The sequence below is a fragment of the Shewanella sp. SR43-8 genome, assembly GCF_014163775.1.
Classification (GTDB): domain Bacteria; phylum Pseudomonadota; class Gammaproteobacteria; order Enterobacterales; family Shewanellaceae; genus Shewanella; species Shewanella vesiculosa.
Window position 1 is genome coordinate 205,984 of record NZ_JACJDX010000004.1, and the last position, 17,753, is coordinate 223,736.

At 42.5% G+C, this 17,753-nt stretch carries 12 protein-coding genes; 2 read left to right on the top strand and 10 right to left on the bottom strand.

The features are described from left to right. Positions 1–193: 193 nt before the first annotated feature. The 9 genes from H5114_RS06775 to H5114_RS06815 all read right to left on the bottom strand — a co-directional run bounded on the left by H5114_RS06775 (position 194) and on the right by H5114_RS06815 (position 13,752). Positions 194–2,458 (bottom strand): bifunctional diguanylate cyclase/phosphodiesterase, encoded by a 2,265-nt coding sequence (locus tag H5114_RS06775; protein WP_182722515.1) that lies wholly within the window; start codon positions 2,456–2,458, stop codon positions 194–196. Positions 2,459–2,881: 423 nt separating this feature from the next. Then, a complete protein-coding gene (locus H5114_RS06780) occupies positions 2,882–3,697 on the bottom strand; it encodes a sterol desaturase family protein (protein WP_182722516.1) in 816 nt (271 codons plus the stop codon). Beyond that, positions 3,694–4,359 (bottom strand): CDP-alcohol phosphatidyltransferase family protein, encoded by a 666-nt coding sequence (locus H5114_RS06785; RefSeq protein ID WP_182722517.1) that lies wholly within the window; start codon positions 4,357–4,359, stop codon positions 3,694–3,696. The genes H5114_RS06780 and H5114_RS06785 overlap by 4 nt, the downstream gene beginning before the upstream one ends. A 127-nt stretch (positions 4,360–4,486) precedes the next feature. Next, positions 4,487–5,155, bottom strand: coding sequence for an ATP-binding cassette domain-containing protein (locus tag H5114_RS06790; protein ID WP_259395252.1), 669 nt, complete (start codon positions 5,153–5,155; stop codon positions 4,487–4,489). A 2-nt stretch (positions 5,156–5,157) separates the two neighbouring features. Further along, the gene (locus H5114_RS06795; protein ID WP_182722518.1) at positions 5,158–6,882 is read right to left on the bottom strand and encodes an ABC transporter permease; all 1,725 of its coding nucleotides are present in this window, start codon (positions 6,880–6,882) and stop codon (positions 5,158–5,160) included. After that, positions 6,879–8,153, bottom strand: a complete 1,275-nt coding sequence (locus H5114_RS06800; RefSeq protein WP_182722568.1) for an ABC transporter substrate-binding protein — start codon at positions 8,151–8,153, stop codon at positions 6,879–6,881. Before H5114_RS06800 ends, H5114_RS06795 begins: the two co-directional genes overlap by 4 nt. 4 nt (positions 8,154–8,157) lie before the next feature. Further along, positions 8,158–9,081, bottom strand: coding sequence for a DUF547 domain-containing protein (locus H5114_RS06805; protein WP_259395254.1), 924 nt, complete (start codon positions 9,079–9,081; stop codon positions 8,158–8,160). Positions 9,082–9,226: 145 nt separating this feature from the next. Further along, complete coding sequence (locus tag H5114_RS06810) at positions 9,227–11,380, bottom strand: FAD-dependent oxidoreductase (protein WP_182722519.1); 2,154 nt, start codon at positions 11,378–11,380, stop codon at positions 9,227–9,229. An 11-nt stretch (positions 11,381–11,391) separates the two neighbouring features. Beyond that, positions 11,392–13,752: a TonB-dependent siderophore receptor gene (locus H5114_RS06815; RefSeq protein WP_182722570.1), complete on the bottom strand. Its 2,361-nt coding sequence runs from the start codon at positions 13,750–13,752 to the stop codon at positions 11,392–11,394. Between the two features lie 244 nt (positions 13,753–13,996). Between H5114_RS06815 and H5114_RS06820 the strand changes: the two genes are divergently transcribed. Then, entirely contained in the window at positions 13,997–14,410 is a 414-nt protein-coding gene (locus tag H5114_RS06820) for a hypothetical protein (RefSeq protein WP_124017085.1), read from the top strand. 141 nt (positions 14,411–14,551) lie between these two features. Here the strand turns inward: H5114_RS06820 and H5114_RS06825 are convergent, their stop codons facing one another. After that, a complete protein-coding gene (locus H5114_RS06825) occupies positions 14,552–16,402 on the bottom strand; it encodes a cytochrome c/FTR1 family iron permease (protein WP_182722520.1) in 1,851 nt (616 codons plus the stop codon). Between the two features lie 605 nt (positions 16,403–17,007). On the opposite strand from H5114_RS06825, the gene H5114_RS06830 reads away from it, so the two are divergent. Then, complete coding sequence (locus H5114_RS06830; RefSeq protein ID WP_182722521.1) at positions 17,008–17,676, top strand: flagellar brake protein; 669 nt, start codon at positions 17,008–17,010, stop codon at positions 17,674–17,676. The last annotated feature ends 77 nt before the right edge of the window (positions 17,677–17,753 follow it).

Consider the following 17,753-nt stretch of genomic DNA (forward strand, 5'->3'; position numbering starts at 1 on the left):
AAGCCTTTAATGCCAGTAAAAAATCCCAGCAGATAAGATTGAAAAGATTAAAGCGTTACTTGGATTTTCAGCATCGAGCGTTAATGCTAACCCCAGCAAGATACGTTTATCTCATGCTGTTATGTTGACTGGAATCTAGTCTCGAGCAACAAGCGACTCACACCAAACCTCCTTTATAGATTGGTATAAATGTTTACGCTTTTATTAAACTGTCCTGATGCTCAAACTTCAGTCCTTTCTTACTGACATGGGCAAAAAATTGTTCAGGCGTCATGGGTTTTGAAAAATAAAACCCTTGAAATTCTTTGCAGCCCATATCCGCCATAATGCTTACCTGTTCCGCAGTTTCTACACCTTCAGACACACACTTGATATCGAGTTCTTCACACATATTATGGATCGCTTTTACCAAGCTTTGTTGACGTGCTGAAGAGGTAACTTGGCTGATTAATGAACGATCTAATTTGAGTTTATTAATTGGGTAGTCAGCCAAACGAGCAATATTAGAATAACCGACGCCAAAATCATCTACCGAAATGGTGAAACCCCACGCTTGTAGAGTTTTCATTAACATTAACGAGTGGGCTTGATTCGCTTCTAGTGAGGTTTCGGTTAACTCGAGTTCTATTTGTTTTGGGCTGACAGTAAAGTCAGCTAAATACTTAACTAACTTGGATATAAAGTCGGTTTGAGTGAAATCAATTAGTGAGATATTAATCGCCACTGGTACACAGTTAAGCCCTTGTTGAGTCCATTGATTGATTTGCGAGCAGACTTTTTGTATCACCAAATCCGTTAAACGGCTGATCATTCGGTACTCTTCTGCGATAGGGATAAATACCGCTGGTGATACTGTACCTAAAATGGGACTGTGCCATCGAGCCAACGCTTCAAGGCCGATACATTGTCCTGATGCCGTTACTTTAGGTTGATAATAAACGGTTAGCTCACCTTGCTGTAGTGCTTCATCGAGCAACATCGATATTTCATATTTCTCTAAAAAGCTTTGTGAATTAGTTTGGTCATATAAGCTAAATACATCGTTGGTATTGGCTAATTTAAGCGCCTCGATAGCATGAGCGACAACTTTACAGCTTGCATCCCCGTGTTCAGGGCAATGGGCAATACCAAATAGAAATGATTGCGAAGACTTAATTCCTAGTAAGTTGTAATCTTCATCTAAAGTATGTTTGATTTTAGGTAAGGCGCTATACAGATCGGTTTCGTTAAGGCTACCAAGAATAAAGGCAATTTTCCCAGGTCCAATATGAGCACATAATAAAGGCCCTTCTATATTGTTACGCAGGCGTTTAAAGGCTGTTTTAGTAATGGCTTGAGAATTATGGTTACCAAATTTTATATTTAAATAGTCGTTATTGGCACTTTGAGCCACAACCACATAAAAGCCTTTTCGATATTTTGCAATTAGGCGGTCACATTGCAGCTCAAACCAATCTCGATTCGGTAACTGTGTTTGTGTATCGCGATAACGTAGACGTCTATTCTCTTGTTCCATGGCGGCCAAATTACCTTTAATGCTCTGTTCTGCACTGCAATCATGAAATTCATAAACACAAAAATTAGCATCGGTCAGTTGCTGATGGACAACACGCTGATAGGTATTGTTGAAGTGCAATATTTGTTCTTGTTTGCCTGCGTTACAGGTTTTGATGTTTGGCATGACAGATGAAAGCAATAACGTTTCGCTTTTTAATGGTTTAGGTAATTTTAGTAAATCAATCGCTTGTTGGTTAGCATCAGTAATCTTTCCCAGATCATCGACAATAATTTTGGGGATAGTCGATTCTGCAAAAAAAGTGCGGTATAGCTCATTTTTGCTTTTCAAATAAGCGTTTGAGCTTAGGGTTGCTTTATTGAGACGTTTAGCCGCAACAATGGTTCTTGCTACTGCTAAAGGCACGCAGATATTAAAAAATAGAAAAACCACTCCAGTAATATACCAACTCGCATCAGGGAGTTGCTTATCTATGTGGGTGTATTGAGACAGGTCGATATCATGCAATATCATATAAAATGGCACGATATTTAATAAGGCGAAACAGATTGCTACTCGGTGCCCTAACAACATTAGCGCAATAGAAGGGCATACAAACATCAGCATACTACCTATTTTGGCTAGTCCTAAGTCTGGAAGCGACAAGTTGATTGCTAAACTCGCCAATACCAATGCAACAAGGAGGATATGAGCACATAAATGATAGAATCGCTTACTGGCCAGTAACAATAAAAATAACACCGAAGTGAAACCAATAGTAAGCGCGATTATCCATAAGTAATTTAATTGTAAGGCAGAATTGAATGTGTCAAACGCAATAGCTAAGCACAGCAACATTCCCGAAGAGAGGATTATTCGTAGTGCACTTATTCGCCAGTTGGGTATCGATTCATGTGCGTTTTTATCATCGTTTAGCAGGAAAAATTGGTTAATGAAATTCATGAAAACACATATTTTGATTGCCAGAAATTAATTAAATAGTATTTACTTTTATAAATCAATGGACTGTATGATTATTCGTGACAGTAAAATGTAAATATCTATTATATGTAATGCTATTCCTTTGAGGGGATAGTTTTGTGGTTAAAAATTGTTCATCGATTTAATGCGCAGAATATTTTTGCTCGAAGGTCTACCTGTGTGAACAATAAAATGACAGTGAAGATTTGTATTATTGATGCTGAGTCGGTGCGGTATAACCGTTATTACCCATATTTAGCAGCAATCTTTCGTTTGCAAGGGGCTACAACATTGTGTCAATTAAATAGCCATATGTTGCGACCTAGATGTGTATTTACCCTAAAGGATAGGGGCAGTTATTTAATGGCGCTAGTTATGCGAATGTTCTCGCTTTAGTTTTACGCATCACTTCTTTTTCTGGGTAAACGGCATCCATAACAAGCCTGTTAACCATGCATTTTGTTTCGCGTTTGGGTATTCGATTAATCCTATGTCGATATCCTCGTCTGCTTTACTGGCATTAGCAGAATAACTACCAAATAACCGATCCCACCACACAATACTAAAACCAAAGTTAGTGTTACTTTCGGCCATCACTTGGCTGTGATGTATGCGGTGCAGTATTTGGGTTACCACCACATATCGGGCAATATGTTCGATTTTTTTAGGTAAGCGAATGTTAGCGTGGTTAAAAATGGCAAATCCATTAAGCAAGATCTCAAACAGTATCACCGCCTCAGCAGGTATACCTAATATGATAATTGCTAGCGCTTTAATCCCAAGACTGGCGATGATTTCTAAGGGGTGAAAGCGCAAAGCCGTACTGCTGTCGACATGGCGATCTGCGTGGTGCACTTTATGTAAACGCCACAATAACGGTATGCGATGAAATAACCTATGTTGCCAGTAAATAAGCATGTCCAGTAACAACAGACTGCTTATAATATTGACCCAATGGGGCAGATTAACCCAGTGCAATATGCCCCATTGTTGTTGTGTGGTGTACAAGGCAAACCCAGCTAAACCCAGTGGTAATAGTAATCTTGCTACCACAGAAGCAATTATTAATAAGCCAAAATTGCCAAACCAACGAGTGACTATAGAGGCTGTTTGTGGTGTTTTGGTTAGTTTCCTTGCGGGGAATAGGCATTCTAGACTCATCATCAATGCCAGAATCGTTAAAAACACACCTAAGCGTATCGCTACCATCTCATCTATCATGTTGTTGGCTCCTTAACGGCTGATTTCTGAGCCTTTGCTCCTTTGACAAGCTGATTTTTAAGTGTGTAGTAGCCGCCATGAATGCGAGTAAAAATGGTAATGGCCCCTAAAAAGGCAAAACTATAGGCAAGTTGTGGAAAATAAGTCGGCCATAAACAAAATGCCACAAAGAAGGCGATGGTTTCGGTGCCTTCGGTTAAGCCATTTAAAAAATAAAAGCTCTTATTGGCAAATTGTGGTCGAGGCAAATTCAGCTTTTCAGCCGGTATGCCAAAGGCTAAAAAGCTTGAGCCTGTGCCGATGAATACGCTTAACAACACAGCTGCGGCTAAGGCGTTTTCATTAGGATTGGCCAAGGCGAACCCTAGCGGAATGGCGGCATAAAATAAAAAATCGAGGCAAATATCCAAATAGCCACCCGCGGCACTGGTGTGTTTTTGGTGGCGAGCAAGCGCGCCATCAAGGCCATCGATAATTCGATTAAGTGCGATAAAGAACAAGGCGCCATACCAAAATTGTAATGCCAACAAGGGGACGGCCAACATGCCTAAACCGAAACCTACTAAGGTGAGCTGATCAGGGTGGACATTTTTTTTATCGAGTAACAGCACCGCAGGCGCTAACAGTGGCTTTATTACTGGGGTGATAAATCTATCTAGCATGATGTCATTCCAATTAATCTATTGATTATCGTTCAATTCTTTAACGTCGCGATTTTGTTACGTCACGGCTTATCTATATCTATAACTGTTCTACCCATATCAGTACTGCTGATTACAGTATCATTTCTCAAAGTGAAATGACTTGGCCTTGGGCTGCGTCGGCATCAGTTTGATCGTGAGTCACCATAATGGCGGGTAGCTGGTGCTGGCGTATTTGATCAAAAACGAGTTGCCTGATTTCTTGGCGTAATTGACTGTCGAGCTTACTAAAGGGTTCGTCTAATAAAATGGCTTTAGGTTGGCTAAGCAATACCCGCAGCAATGCTACTCTAGCTTGCTGGCCGCCAGATAAACTTTGTGGATTACGCTGCTCTAATCCGCCCAGACCGACTTGGGTTAATGCCTCACTAATTGCGGTTTGTCGCTGTGCTTTAGGGCTCGGCGGCATGGCAAAGCCGATGTTTCCTGCCACAGATAAATGCGGAAACAATAATGGGTCTTGATAGAGCAAACCAATATGGCGTAAATGACTGGCTGTCGTAGTGATATTTTGGCCGTTTAAATGCAATTGTCCTTCAGCACTAAAACCCGCTGGTAACATGCCAGTTAACCAGTTTAATAACGTCGATTTTCCGCTACCAGATGGTCCCATAATCGTCAGTATTTCACCGCCACGAATGGTTGCACTTAATGATAATAAGCCTTGTTGCTGACGACGTATGATCAGCCCATCAATGGTGAGAACCGATGCTGTAGTTGTACTTGAGCTTTTGGCTGTACTGGCGAATGTTTGCATTATTATCCTTGTTGGTGGCGCTTGATTAACATTTTGGTAATCATTTTTGGCAATAACCAAGCTAATAAAAAACCTAAAGCGGGGAGGATCATTTGCATTAACGCATATACAGCACTGATCCTGCGGCTTCCTCCATTGGCGAGTGCAACCGCTTCGGTGGTAATGGTGTTAATTCGCCCGCCACCAGTAAGCAAAGTGGGTAAGTATTGGCTAAAGCTAATGGCTAAACCGAGCGCGCAAGCAATGAATATCGGCCCAATTAACATGGGCAGTTTAACCCTAAAAAAGATTTTCGCTTTGGTCGCACCAAGACTGGCGGCAACAATACTAAAGCGTGGGTCTAAACGTCGATAGCTGCTAGCCAGTGATAAAAACACATAAGGTAATACAAACAACAAATGGGCCACTACCACATTGGTAAAGGTATGCTGACTGTTGACTTGCTCAAGTAACCACACCAGACCAAATAAAAACGCGATGCTTGGAATAAGCAAAGGCAGATAAATTAATACACTCCCCAGTAGCGATAGCGATTTTCCGCTGTGCTGCTCTGCTTCTAAAGTGAGTAAGGTTAAGCTTATGGCTAGGGCAGTGGCGCAAAGGGCAATCAGTACCGTGTCGATAAGCGGCGTGTGCATTTGTTGTAATGCTGTTTGCCAATGCAGTATGACAACTTGTTGCGGCAAGGCATCAGGGAAATGCCAGAAACCAGCAAAAGACCACAGTAGCATTCCCACTACTGCCAAACCTATGATGGTCATCATTAAGACGGTGATCACATAGGTTATCTTTTGGATGATGGCGCCGCCGTAATCGCGCCGGCCATTGGTTAACATCGATTTAGCGAATTGACACACTAAGCCTTCTAGTAGCCACCAGCAGGCTAATACGAATAAGGTGAGTTGAATTTGTAATATTGCCCCCGCTGATGCTTTAATCCGTAGGCTTAAATCCACATCATGAAACCACTGCATAATCGCTACAGCCAATGTCGGTGGGTTGTTAGGGCCTAAAATTAAGGGGATTTCGACGCTAGCACTGGCGTAGGCCATTACTGCCAATATTGGTAAGCGTAAGTGAGGATAGAGGCTTGGCAACACCACTTTAAAAAATGCGGTTATTGGGCAATAACCTAAGCTCAATGCCACTTTATGTTGTGCCCGCAATGTTTGCCCAAGATCGGGTTGCGCTAACACGCCCAGCGCCATCAGCAATAAAAAAGGCAGCTCTTTTAATGTTAGGCCAAGAATAATACTCAGCCCCATCGCATCGTGTGGGTATAACCAATCGGGAGGTGCATTCCAACCACTTAACCAAGGTGAGACTAAGCGCGATATCATGCCCGACGGGGTGATAAGAAATCCAATAGCAATGGCCGCCGCGGCATGAGGGATAACAAGGATTGGCCCTAAAAGCCGTTGAATATAACCCAGCCAAGGACTGGTAAAGTAACTTGCTAGGATAAGTATCGTGATTAAAAAGGCTAATAAGGTGCTGATAAAGCTAGTGCCGATGCTCAATAACGCCATGTGACCAATACCCGGTGTTTGCCATAATTGGCTAAAACCATTCAAGCTCAATGAGGTTTGATCTAATGCTGGGATCCAACCAAATGCAGGCAACATTACGCCAATTAAGCCACCCATTACCGGAATAACTAACAATGCCATCATGATGTATGGACTGATGCGTACAATAGGATTAAACAACCTAGCTACCGTGCTCATTGCATCACTCCATAGCGTTGTAACCATAGCTTTGCAATCACTTTACTCCAGCTTGGATCGGGCTCGCTCAACGCTGGGCTGATTGCTTGGTTAGCGATAGTTGCACTGGGATGTGACTGAGCGGATGGATTAAACCAGACTTGTTGCTCGGCAGTCAGCTTAGATGTTGCCAACACGCTGATGTCGCCCCATACACTGGGTTGTTGTTTTTTTGCTTGTGCTTGTGGGCTAAGTAAAAAATTGACGAGCAGTTTAGCGCTATTAGCGTGAGCAGCATTATAGGGAATGGCGATAAAGTGGATATTACTCAAGCTGCCATCTTGCATACGATAGCTGCGGCTACTGTCGGGTAATTCAAAACGCGCCACTGCCGCCGGAATTTCGGCGGCAGAAAAAGTAAATGCTAGGGCAAGTTCGCCATCGCCGATTAAACGACGTAATTCCATGCCGCTGGACATAAAGTGGCGGCCTTTGCGCCATAAATATGGGTGTAACTCATCTAAATATTGCCACAACACCGGCAATAACAGAGCTTGGCTTTGTGCCGTGGCAGGTTGATAAAGTCGATTTTTGATTGCTTCAGGTTGAGCGTTATTCAGTACAATCAGGGCATACTTTAAAAAGCTGGTGGCCAAAAAGTCTGGTGGCTTAGGGTAGGTGAACCTGCCTGGATGTTGTTTGACCCATTCGCTTAATTGTTGCAAGGTTTGCGGTGGTGATTGTGTCGCTAGGCTGTCGTAATAAAAAGTCAGCGCAGCTTTACCCCATGGCGCTTCCATGCCTTGTGTTGGTACGCCAAAGTCGCGAGTCATTGCAGGGTTGTTGTCTGGATCCGTTAAGCTAAAGTTGGGTAATTGTGCGACCCAGTTTGGCGCAAGGAGTTGATGCTTGGCCATGGCGGCAAAGTTTTCACCGTTAATCCACACTAAATCGACTTGGCCTTGAGTGTTATTACCTGCTGACTTTTCTGCTAATACTCGACTGACCGCTTCGCTGGTGTCGGTGAGTTTTACATGGTGTAAATTGATCTGATACTGCTGCTTAACTTGCTTGGCAACCCACTGAATATAAAGATTGATTTGTGGATCGCCGCCCCAAGCATGAAAGTATACGTCTTGGTTTATTCCACGAGCTTCAATATCTGACCATGTTGCTGAACCAGTAGTTTTGGCATCAGCTTCACCAGTCCAAAGACAGGCGCATACACTGATAATTAACGCCCTTATGGCAATGATATGCACTTTAGGTTTAGGTGTTTTGCAGAATAACATCCACTTAGCGAACCGCATTTAATGACCAGTCATAATCTAAAAAATCGATATTCAATTGCTGTTTTTCTGCCGCGGTTTGAAGTGCCGGACTGAGTTTTAGCCCACTAGGATAGAGTAATAAAAATGCATCAACAGAATCAGCTCCGCCAAAGCCTTTGGTAAAATCGTCGCCATACCATTTAAAAATTGCAGACAAATAGACTGTGTCGCCTTTGGCGTAGTTGCGGCTGCTATCTGCAAGGAAACGTTGGGTTTGTGCATCGAGTTGCATGTCGAGTTTAGCGCCAGTGTAAGCTTCTTCGCGCAGTGCAGGGCAACCAATGCTGGCACAATTTACCGCAAAATGAATTCTAGGATCATTGTAACGATCGCTGCCGCGGATCAGTTTATGCTCAATATCATTGAGACTGCGGGTCTTACCCAGTAATGGGATAAAACTCTTGTCCCATGGTGAGCTGAAAAATCCACCTAAGTCTTTGATTGAGTCGATATCAGGGTACTTGGTTAAGATAAGTTCAACTGTCCAGGCGTTGTAAGCATTGATGAGCATCGCCAGTTGTGCCGGCTTATCCCAAGCATCAAATTGAGTTTGAGTAATTTGACTGAGTTGTTTGAGATACAGGGTCAATATCGCTCGGTCTTGTTGCATGGCGGCGTAGTCTACCGCGCTACTGTGACCTTGGTTTATCGGCTTAACATGACGGCTGAGTAATGTATTCCAGTTATCGTGTAGCGCTATGATCTGGTTATCTAGTGTATTGTTATCAGTAGCTTGGTTGTTGCTCGCCTGACTAATAGCCGGACTCTTTATAGCAGAAATAACGTCAGACTGATCCACTGCCGCAATAGCCGCATGACTAGCAAGCAAACTCAGCAATAAACCGACAGTCAGCATAAACGATTGAGCATATCGCGTTAATCTTTTCATTATCTGAGACCTATTCTTGTTATATAGAGTCACTTTATAACAGCCATTATCGAGAGTTATGTTCTAAGAATCATCATCAGAACTATTATTTAAGGCCTATAACCTAAGGCCCATTTTCATAAACCCAAGTGATTACTCAGTAGGGTTAGCCACGACGCCAAGTGTGGTATTTTTCTAACCAGCGCAGCAAAGTTGCTGGAGCATGGTTTCGCTTCCATTCACCAGCGGCGTACTTGTTGCCTTCGGCCCATGTTGGGTAGCTGTGAATTGTGCCCAAAATCTTATTCAGTCCCAAGCCGTGTTTCATTGCCAACACAAATTCTGCAATTAAATCGCCAGCGTGTTCTGATACCACGGTCACGCCTAAGATTTTATCTTTACCTTTAGGGGTAATCACTTTAATAAACCCTTGGGTGGCACTGTCGGTAATGGCACGATCAAGTTCAGCAAAATCAAAGCGAGTTACTTCGTAATCAATGCCTTGCTGCTGGGCTTCGTATTCATTTATACCCACTCGAGCCACTTCTGGATCGATAAAGGTGGTCCACGGGATCACGCGGTAATCGACTTTGAATTTTTTCAAATGACCAAACAGTCCATTGACTGCCGCATACCAGCCTTGATGCGCTGCCACGTGAGTAAATTGATACGGGCCAACAATATCGCCTGCCGCATAGATATTTGGGTATAAGGTTTCTAAGTATTCATTGGTGACGATAGTGCGCTTTGTCTCAATGCCTAGCTCTTCCAAACCGTAACCGCTTAAGCGGGCACTACGACCAACAGCACATAATAGCTGGTCGTACTCTAACGCTAATTCTTGCTGTTGATGCTCAACGATAAGGTATTTTTTACCATCGCGTAGTTCACAGCGCAGTGCTTGATGAGAGGTTAAAATATTCACGCCACTTTTTTGTAAGGCTTGGGTGGCAAACTCAGACACTTCACGATCTTCTTTGATCATGATGCGTTCAGCCATTTCAACTTGAGTGACTTGCGATCCTAAACGGGCAAAGCTTTGCGCCAGTTCAGAACCAATTGGGCCGCCACCTAATACCACCAATTTTTGCGGCGCAGTGTCGAGTTTGGCAAATTCGTCCCACAAGGTATCACTGGTAACATAACCGACTTCTTCTATGCCTGGTAACGGTGGCACAAACGGGCGAGCACCTGTTGCGATGACAATACTGCGCGCGGTTAAGCGGCTAGTGTTACCGTCAGGGTGGCTAATTTCTACTGTCCATGGGTCGACTAATTTTCCGTAGCCTTTGACGACGTCGACACCTAAATTGGTGTAACGCTCAATGCTGTCGTGGGGAGCAATATCGGAAACCACTTGATGCACGCGCGCCATGACTTTTTTAAAAGAAAACTCAGGTGTCGTGTCTTCTAGGCCGTAATGATGGGCGTTTCTTATTTGCTGAGCAATTTTAGCGCTTTTAATAATCGCTTTACTGGGCACACAGCCATAGTTTAAGCAGTCGCCGCCCATTTCTCCGGCTTCAATTAAGGTTACTTTGGCTTTTACTGCGGCAGCAATATAGCTAGTGACTAGGCCTCCGGCACCTGCACCAATTACAATTAAGTTGCGATCAAACTTAGCGGGTTTAGTCCATTGACTGTATACGCGGCGTTTTTTAATGGTATTGACTATCGCTTTAGCAATAAGAGGGAATAAGCCTAATAGTGCAAATGATATAATCAGATTAAACGATAAAATGTTCGTTAAGCTGTCAATTTGCGCCAGCTGAGTACCGGCATTAACGTATACAAAGGTGCCCAAAAACATACCAATCTGGCTAACCCAGTAAAAGGTCCACGATTTAAATGAAGTGACGCCCATCAATAAATTAATCATGAAAAATGGGAATATAGGCACCAAGCGTAAGGTGAATAAATAAAAGCCCCCCTCTGTTTCAATGCCTTTATCAATCGCCGCTAAACGTTCAGGGAAGCGCTTTTTGATTGAGTCGCGCAATAAGTAGCGTGAGACTAAAAAGGCCAGTAACGCGCCAATACTTGAAGCAAACGAGGCAATAATCAACCCTTCAACAATACCAAATAGTGCTCCAGAGGCAATGGTGAGAATGGCTGCGCCGGGAAGAGACAATGTTGTCACAGTTACATACAGTATAAAGAATCCGCCAATAACTAATAATGGCGATTGCTCGCGCCATTGGTGGAAATCATTCATCGAGGCTTTTAATCCTTCTAAGGTCAGTAAATGATGCAAGTCGAAGTAGAAAAACAGTACTACTAATAATGTAGCAATGAGTAATAGGATAATTTTTTTAATCATAAACAGTCGCCTTAAAATGAATGTTGCAAGGTAAGCGTGGCGTTAACAGGTAGCTCAGGGAAAACCAAGGTTGAGCCAAAATAACCGCCTTCAAATACAGGGCGCCAGTTGTTTTGATTGGTCACATTATTCACGTCCAGCCTTAAGCTTGTTTGCGGTGTAAAGTCATAGCGAGTGTTGATATTAAGCGTGTATTGATCGCGGATGTACACAGTCGCTAAAAAATCTAATGGGTAACTCTTGGTATATAGACCGGAGAAACCTGCTTGCCATTTTTCTGTAATGGCAATACCACCATTAATTGTCAATGTCTGCTCAGGCAAACCTTGAACTCGACGATTTGATGGTGCAAATGAGGCAAAGTTTGGCGCTCCAATTCCAGTGCCTTGGATGATATCCGGGCGCGAGTTGTCAAAGCTGTCGGCCACTTGCACTGTGTCTTGGCTACTTGCTGAGTCATCATAGCGAGCGTCTAAATAGCTGTAACCTGCGCTAAACCAATATGGATCGGCATCAAAAAAGGCTTGTGCCTCAAATCCCTTGGTGCGAATGCCTGTATTGCTGCCATCTCGATTACGCAGGCTGCGTTTTTGATCAAACACAGCGGCATCGACATACCAAGCGCTGTCTGTTGGTGAGTATTTTATACCGACTTCATTAAGGGTATTTTCAGTGGCAAAGTTTTGACGACTAATTTGGTTGTTTGCACCTAAGGTATTGCCACCGCCCATACTGTTTGAGGTTGATTCATTATAACTAGCGCTGGCATAGGTGGTGATAGCATCGGTGAGTTTATAGCTGAGACTAATTTGTCCAGACTCTAGCATTTCATGAATAGAATCGCTGGCCGCAGTTTGACCTTGTGGCGCAATAGGATCGCGTGCCTGGACATCATAAAAATCAGCTCGATAACCTATGCTGGTCGAAAACTTATCGGTCCATTTACTGTTGTGTTGGATCGCCAAGCCGGTTTGCCAACTGCTGGAGTCTGTGGTGTCAGACAATGAAAAGTCGCTACTGCCATCGCCGTTGGTATCGTATTGGGCTCCGGGTGACACAAACACACCTGGGCGTAGCTCAACTAGCCTTGCTTGCTGCTCAGCAGTCAGTGGAATACGGCGGTTTTCAATTGGACCCGTCAAGTCGATAGGTAAGTCAGCTTCGGTGGTAAATTGGCTGTAACCTAACACTTTGCTGTAGCGAAGATCCACCGCGGCAATGGTACTTTGGCTGTCATTCCATTGATAGGCTAATTCAAGGCGGTTTTGGGCTGTGTCTGCACCATCAATGATTTCAACAAAACTGTTTTGAGCGATTTCTTCACGTTCTAAATGCTGATAATAAGTGATGTTTTTAAGGGTTGCATTATCACTAAGTTGGCGCACATATGTGCTGTGCAGCAAAAAGGTTTGTGCGTCGTTAGTGTTATCGGGATCGGTTAATACTTGGCTGCGATCTATCTCAACTAAGCCGGTTGGCGATACGATGGCATTGGCTCCAGCAATAGTACTGCCATTAGGTTGAACACCTTGACCAGTAATATATAAACCGTTGTCGATTAATGCTTGAGTAGGGCGATTAATCCCCGCGTTGTCGGTAAATTCAACATCATAGTATTCGACGTTAATATCCCAAGTACTGACATCGTCGGGCAGTAATCGAAATGCCACAAAAATACTGTCACTTTTAAAGCCTGAGTAATCGTAATAGCTGCCGTTATCTATGTGTTCAGCGCTTAAACGTATGCCACTTTGGTTGGCGACTAGGTCTGTGGCGACATCTAATTGAGCGCGATAATGGTCCCAACTGCCGCCCGATGCCGTGATCTTGCCAAATTTACTGTCAGTTGGCGCAGTTTTCGAATGTAAATTAACAAAACCACCGTTACGTTGACTGGTACCGAGTAGCACTGGTGGTGCACCTTTGACTACATCAATTTGCTCTACTGCATTAAATGACATGGGAATCCCAAAGCCGTTATTACCGGCCTGGCGACGAACACCATCTTGGTACAGTTCACCTAATTGACCGCGAATGGTTGGCAAACTCGATGCACCGAAGCCGCTGGCTGAATAACTGTTAGGGCTGACTTTTTGAATGTCTGATAAATCAGTGATATTAAGCTGTTCAATCATTTCACTGGTGATAGGCGTGACCGAGCGGGCGATATCTTTTAATGCTATGCCATCCCCAAAGGGGCCGTTGATCTTAGTGTTTTTAGGTGACATGCCTTTATCGTTAATCGCTTTACCTGATACTTGAATCACTTCAATAGTGGAAGTGTCTTCAGCTGCAGTTGTCAAAGATGAATACAAGGCTAGGCTAACCGCTAGCGCGATAAGTGAACGATTTTGATGGCGATGAGTAGGCATAATATTTTCTGCTGTGATGAACATGGTTAAAGAGACCTTCTAATTAACTTTTTTGTTTCAACCATGTTATGCCTATTTTTATAGGCTTAGGTCTAAATGGCATAGATGTCAGTGCAACATAGTTGCGCGTTACTCGGTCAATTAGTGGCAAATGCGATTTTTGATTAAAAAGTCAGTTTAGCCTATTAAAAGCTCATTAGTTTTAGATAGATACCACTTTATTATTATTTTTTAAGGAATGATGATGCAAACAACACTTAGCGGCGATGTTCAACGCAAATTGCAATGGTCATTACTGGCTTTACGTTTAGGCGTATTTTTGGTGATGCTAGTGTGGACATTGGATAAGTTTGTTAATCCTGGCCATAGCATGAAGATATTTGAAAAGTTTTATGGCATTAGCGGCATGAATGAAGTTGCCGCCTATATTATGGGCGCACTGCAATTAACCTTAGTATTTGCGTTTGTATTGGGGTTTAAAAAGCGTATTACTTACGGGATTATCTTTCTCATGCATGGCGCTTCAACCTTGTCGGCATTTAATCAATATTTTGATGCGTTTAATAACTTATTGTTTTTTGCTGCATGGCCAATGTGGGCCGCGTGTTTTGCGCTGTACATGTTAAGAGATGAAGATACTAAGTTTACTGTGCAATAAATGACTAACCGATTTTAGGCACAAAAAGGCCGGCTAAATATATTTAGCCGGCCTTTTTATTGGCTGCTCAATGTTAAACTCGAATACAAAACACCAACCTTGAGGCTTAAGCACTCAAGGTCATGCTGTCAATTTTGGGTATTATTTGGCGTAACGATTACGAATAACCAAAAAGCTAAATAACACCACAATTACCATTTGCGTACTTAAGCCTTGCCATGTCGACGCTATACCCAACCAGCTAATCGACACATCTAAAGGGAAGGGCGTAAGGCTAATTACCGCAGCTTCTTGTAATGCGGAAATACCTTTGCCTGCCAAGATAAACGCTAGCACCAACATGAAGTATGAACTCACCGCAAAGAAGCGGGCTAATGGCAATTTAACTGAGTAGCGCATCATTAACCAAGCAATCACAGCTAAAATAGCCATACCGGCTAGCAAGCCGTAAACCAGGTAACTGACTTGTTCATTACTGCTATCAGAGCCTATGGCTTGAGTCAGTAATGACTGATAGAACAAAATGGTTTCAAAGACTTCACGATAAACCGAAATAAACGCAAGCCCTGTGAGACCCCATAAGGTACCAGTGTTTAAATGACGATCAACATTATTTTTAATGTAACTTTGCCATTTGGAACCCTGGGTTTTACTGTGCATCCAATAACCGACATAGAACAACACCAGAGCAGCCATTAATGCGGCGCCGCCTTCCATTAACTCCCTCGATGCGCCGCTAATACTAATCAGATTATCTGCCGCCCACCAGGTTAATACTCCCGCAGCGAGTGCCGATATCCAACCAAAATGAACAAATTTAATCGCATCATGGCGCTCGGTTTTAATTAACACTGTCATTAAGGCAATGATCACCAACAGTGCTTCTAAACCTTCGCGCAACAGAATAATTAATGCCGCCGAAAACATGGCATTATTTGATAACGATTGGCCTGTTAATACAGTGTCAGCTTGATTAAGCTGAGTCATTATGCTGGCAAACTCTTGATTAATCTTTGTGGTTTGGCCTGGTACTTTCAGTAAGTTTCTAAAGTTAAGCAGTTGGCCCTCGATCGATTTTCGTAAACTACTGTCATGAGCATCTAAGGTATTTTCAATTAACTCAAATCCATCTAAGTATGCACTTACCGCCAAGGTTTGTGCTTGCGCTAACTCATTGGCGTGATAGGCCTCTACTGCAGCTTGCAAGTTTGTGCGTGCAGTTGAAATCGGCGACTCAGCGTGTTGAAACAGTAATTTAGGTTGTGAGCGTAATAACTCAAGTTGGCTACGATCAATGCCGACATCTTGCTGAAGTAATTGTATAGGATTGTTATTGACCCATTGTTGTAATTCAACATTAGTATCATGTTTGCTATGTTCAGTTGCTGTGGCCGTTGGCTCAAACGCTAAGCTGCCAACATAGAAAGCCAGTGACCAACGTTGTTGATCATTTAACTCACTAAAAGCCCGCATCGCGCTGCCATCTAAACCATCAGAAATGGCGTCATACAGTCCCAGTAACGAACGATTTAACGCACGTTCTTGATCGGTGAAATTGGTTGGTTCAGGTGCTAATGATTTGGCTAATGGCCCATTGCCTTGGCCTAAATCACCGTGACAGCTTGAGCAATTTTCGATAAACAATTGCTGAACATGATCTTTGGTTAATAGCTGTGATGGCAGTATTAAGGCCGGAGACTGGCTTAATAACTGTTGGCGGATTTGTTGGCTAAATCCTTGAATAACAGCCAGTGGCGCTTTGTCTTCAATGGCTTGTTGTAATTGCAATGCATCTGTCATTACTGAATTTTGCATATCATTCGCGAGCAGGTTGGTTTTTTCAATAATAATGCTGGCAAATTGCTGCATTTCAGCAAATTCATCAGGATTAGTAATATTACCTGTTGTAACCGCTTCTGAGTAATCCACCCCAATATATTCAGCTAACTGGAGAATTTGTCGTGTTTGTTTGACTATATCGTCAGATGTCATTGCCGGGCTCTGCGCCCATAGCGTCGTTGAAAAAATCGCACTAATAGCAAGCAATAGGCATCGATTGAAGAAGGATGAGTTGAGCCATTGCCGTCTTAACGTCAAGCTGTTTAAGAAAGTATTCAAGGTATTGCCCCAATAGGAATAAAAGAATTATTCTCTAAAATAAACCAAGTAAATGATAATGATTTGTATTCTACTTATTTGTTGGTAGCTTATCAATCACTGTGAAAGCTTGTTGGTGAGGCTGGTGAGTATTAATCCAGTTTATTTGCGCAAGTATGATCTGATTTCAGGGTGAGGAAATGATTCTGCAATAAATTATTTATTATTATAGTCACTAAAACATTGAGTTATGATTAGTTGCTGTGCAGTATTCATTATTACTGTTTGGTATAAGTCACATTCATTTAAGATAATAAACGGTGTGGCAATCGTCCTTTATCTTGCCGTCTGCGTTATCTGGCCATTTATCCGATTTGAATCTGGCTCGGGTTAGCTATAATGAGCAAAATAAGATTATTCTGTTTATTATAGCTATTCTGACGAGATGTTTTGATAACACACAGGCCGATAATGACGAGTTATATAAGAGCAGGTAGACAATGACTACCCCAGCAAGCGCTCCAATTTATGGTGATCTTAGTTTGATCGACATAGGCATGGATTTATTTATTGAAATTCATTTTGCCAATGGCAAAACCGTCCAATCACGTTCGAGTATGATTGGCTATCAACTTGGGCGTTTTATCTTAATTGAGTATCCAAACAAAGGTCTTTCTGAGGCTTATCAGCATATGCTAGTGAATGCTGAAATTGTTGTAAGAGCCATGACCAATAGCGGCTTTAAAGACATCATTGCGTTTAAGTCATCTATTTTATCTATCGTTAATCAACCGATTAAGATGTTATGTCTCAGTGTTCCGAAAATCATCATTAAGAAAAAGTTACGCGATCAGCTCAGAGTTAATATTGAACAAGATGTATTTGTTATTCACAATGACGCTAAAGTGAGCGCCAAAATGGTTGATTTTTCATTTTCGGGGTGTTTGCTGACCTTAGACGCCAACGCGGCAAGTTTTGCCGAAGGCGAGCAAATACACGTGTCTATTTCGATCAATACTGAACTTTCTGGCATTTTATCTGGCAGTGCGGTAAAAGTTAAAAATGTTGAAGGGCTATTACACGTGGGGATCAAATTTTCAGATGATAATTCGTTATTAAAAGACAATATCTTCAGCTATTTTTTAGTTAATTCGACTCGACACTCATAATCAACAGTGAGTCATAGTAAAAAATAAACTAAAAAAAAGCGCATCATAAGATGCGCAAAAATTCACAAGCAAACACG

Excerpts from the sequence above, each read along its gene's own strand:
- H5114_RS06775 (WP_182722515.1), bottom strand. The coding sequence starts at position 2,458 with ATGAATTTCATTAACCAATTTTTCCTGCTAAACGATGATAAAAACGCA.
- H5114_RS06780 (WP_182722516.1), bottom strand. The coding sequence starts at position 3,697 with ATGATAGATGAGATGGTAGCGATACGCTTAGGTGTGTTTTTAACGATT.
- H5114_RS06785 (WP_182722517.1), bottom strand. The coding sequence starts at position 4,359 with ATGCTAGATAGATTTATCACCCCAGTAATAAAGCCACTGTTAGCGCCT.
- H5114_RS06790 (WP_259395252.1), bottom strand. The coding sequence starts at position 5,155 with ATGCAAACATTCGCCAGTACAGCCAAAAGCTCAAGTACAACTACAGCA.
- H5114_RS06795 (WP_182722518.1), bottom strand. The coding sequence starts at position 6,882 with ATGAGCACGGTAGCTAGGTTGTTTAATCCTATTGTACGCATCAGTCCA.
- H5114_RS06800 (WP_182722568.1), bottom strand. The coding sequence starts at position 8,153 with ATGTTATTCTGCAAAACACCTAAACCTAAAGTGCATATCATTGCCATA.
- H5114_RS06805 (WP_259395254.1), bottom strand. The coding sequence starts at position 9,081 with ATGAAAAGATTAACGCGATATGCTCAATCGTTTATGCTGACTGTCGGT.
- H5114_RS06810 (WP_182722519.1), bottom strand. The coding sequence starts at position 11,380 with ATGATTAAAAAAATTATCCTATTACTCATTGCTACATTATTAGTAGTA.
- H5114_RS06815 (WP_182722570.1), bottom strand. The coding sequence starts at position 13,752 with ATGCCTACTCATCGCCATCAAAATCGTTCACTTATCGCGCTAGCGGTT.
- H5114_RS06820 (WP_124017085.1), top strand. The coding sequence starts at position 13,997 with ATGCAAACAACACTTAGCGGCGATGTTCAACGCAAATTGCAATGGTCA.
- H5114_RS06825 (WP_182722520.1), bottom strand. The coding sequence starts at position 16,402 with ATGACATCTGACGATATAGTCAAACAAACACGACAAATTCTCCAGTTA.
- H5114_RS06830 (WP_182722521.1), top strand. The coding sequence starts at position 17,008 with ATGACTACCCCAGCAAGCGCTCCAATTTATGGTGATCTTAGTTTGATC.